General features: G+C 44.6%; 2 protein-coding genes and 2 tRNA genes. All 4 read left to right on the top strand.

From position 1 onward, the window contains the following. The first annotated feature begins 196 nt into the window (after nucleotides 1–196). The 4 genes from ACZND6_RS12825 (at nucleotide 197) to ACZND6_RS12810 (ending at nucleotide 1,823) form a co-directional block, all read left to right on the top strand. Complete coding sequence (locus tag ACZND6_RS12825; RefSeq protein WP_008810138.1) at nucleotides 197–802, top strand: glutathione S-transferase N-terminal domain-containing protein; 606 nt, start codon at nucleotides 197–199, stop codon at nucleotides 800–802. A 10-nt stretch (nucleotides 803–812) separates the two neighbouring features. Beyond that, nucleotides 813–1,199: a ClpXP protease specificity-enhancing factor gene (locus tag ACZND6_RS12820; RefSeq protein ID WP_293738520.1), complete on the top strand. Its 387-nt coding sequence runs from the start codon at nucleotides 813–815 to the stop codon at nucleotides 1,197–1,199. 88 nt (nucleotides 1,200–1,287) lie between these two features. Next, nucleotides 1,288–1,361 (top strand) — tRNA-Thr (locus tag ACZND6_RS12815). A 387-nt stretch (nucleotides 1,362–1,748) separates the two neighbouring features. Continuing rightward, a tRNA-Thr gene (locus ACZND6_RS12810) sits at nucleotides 1,749–1,823 on the top strand. Nucleotides 1,824–1,977 lie beyond the last annotated feature (154 nt).

Raw genomic sequence — 1,977 nt, 5'->3', positions numbered from 1 at the left:
TTGCAGTGAAAAAATAAAAGATTTTTACTTTTATTTTTTTTGATTTTCTTACTCTCAAATTCGCACTGTTTTACAACTCTCAAAATCGTATTTGCTTAGCACTTACGGGCAAAAATTTGGGATTTTTGCCCTAATCGTTTAAAATCTCAAGGCCTTGACATTTTGATTTATTTATATTTTTAAGAGAGAACGGCCTATGATGGTTCTTTACTCAGGCAGCACTGATCCTTTTTCTCAGCGTTGCCGTTTTGTGCTTTTCGAAAAAGGAATGGATTTTGAAATCCGTGACATTGATCTTTATCACAAGCCTGAAGACATCAACGTGATGAACCCCTATGGCGAAGTTCCGATCCTGGTTGAAAGAGATCTCGTTCTTTACGAATCAAATATCATCAACGAATACATTGATGAGCGTTTTCCTCATCCTCAGCTGATGCCGCCTGATCCGGTTGAAAGAGCTAGAACTCGTCTTCTGTTGTTCAATCTCGAACGTGAGATCTTCAAGCACGTTCACACCTTGGAAAACAGAGCCAGCTCCGACGAAGCTCGTGTTAAGGCGAGAGAAGCCATCCGTGACCAGCTGACAGGTTTAGCACCGGCTGTTGCAAAGAAGAAATACCTCATGGGAGATGAGTTCTCCATGCTGGATATTGCACTTGCCCCGCTCCTGTGGCGTTTGAACTACTACGGTATTGAACTTCCTCCTGCCGGAATGCCTGTTCAGAAGTATGCAGAAAGAGTTTTCTCCCGTCCTGCCTTCATTGAAGCTCTGACTCCGTCTGAAAGAGTGATGCGCAAGTAGAAGATAGAGAATGGCCAATTTACCTTCAATGACTCCGTACCTCATTCGCGCTTTTTACGAATGGAGTGTGGACAACGATTTCACTCCCCAGCTTTCTGTTTTAGCTGAGCCGGAGGATTATCGCGTCATTGTGCCGTCCAACTATGTGACGAACAATGAAATCGTCCTCAATATTTCCCCGACTGCGTGCGACAGCCTGCAGCTCGGAAATGACGTGATCACCTTTAAGGCCCGATTTGCCGGCAAGGTTGAATCCATCTCCATTCCTGTTGATCGAGTTAAGGCGATCTTCATCCGTGAAGAAGGGTACGGCATGCGTTTTGATGTTGAACCCATGAAAAAGCCGAAGATGAGCGAGGATCAACCGAAACGCGGGTTTGTGAAAGTAGAGGACTAAAATCCTCGCTTCTTACTTCTCTTTATTTTTTGAGGCCTGAGTTCAACACAAACTCAAAAAAAATGTGCAGAATTCAGGTTCTCGGTTAGCCCGCTTAGCTCAGTGGTAGAGCAACCGCCTTGTAAGCGGTAGGTCGTCTGTTCAAGTCAGTCAGTGGCACCATCAAATTCTTGTTCTCGTCAGAGATTCTGAGGAGAGCGTAAAAAGCTCCGTTGTTCGGGGCTTTTCTTTTACGCATCTAATTAGTATCACAGCTTCTAAGATCTCTGAGGTTTATTTTTGGCTCTTTCTTGAGTTGGCGTACTTTTGGAAGGTGAATGTAGTAATTGGAAGCTCCGGTTATTTGAACCAACGCTTAGCGGCAAAAGGTGAGAGTGATTGGCTATTGCCCTACTATTCTCTCTTTCGATAACGGCAGTGAAGTCGCCGAGTGAAAGCGGCTCAAGAGGCGGGAGAGCTCTTGCGATCCATTTCTTACATCTTTTTACTTCTTGAGGTCTGTGCTCAACACAAATTCAAAAAAATGTGTAGAATTCAGGTTCTCGGTTAGCCCGCTTAGCTCAGTGGTAGAGCAACCGCCTTGTAAGCGGTAGGTCGTCTGTTCAAGTCAGTCAGTGGGCACCACAGAATTCTTGTTCTCGTCAGAAGTTCTGAGGAGGATCAAAAAGCTCCGTTGATCCGTAACTCCCGTGACATAGTTCTATATTGACTTAAATGTCATGGGAGGCTTAGGTAGATTTAAAAGCTCAAGCATGTCTTGGGCTTTTTTCGTCAGCGG

It is taken from the genome of Parasutterella sp., assembly GCF_057870745.1.
This window is presented reverse-complemented; position numbering and strand designations above follow the sequence as displayed.

Coding starts and splice junctions, on each gene's coding strand:
- ACZND6_RS12825 (WP_008810138.1), top strand. CDS start 197: ATGATGGTTCTTTACTCAGGCAGCACTGATCCTTTTTCTCAGCGTTGC.
- ACZND6_RS12820 (WP_293738520.1), top strand. CDS start 813: ATGGCCAATTTACCTTCAATGACTCCGTACCTCATTCGCGCTTTTTAC.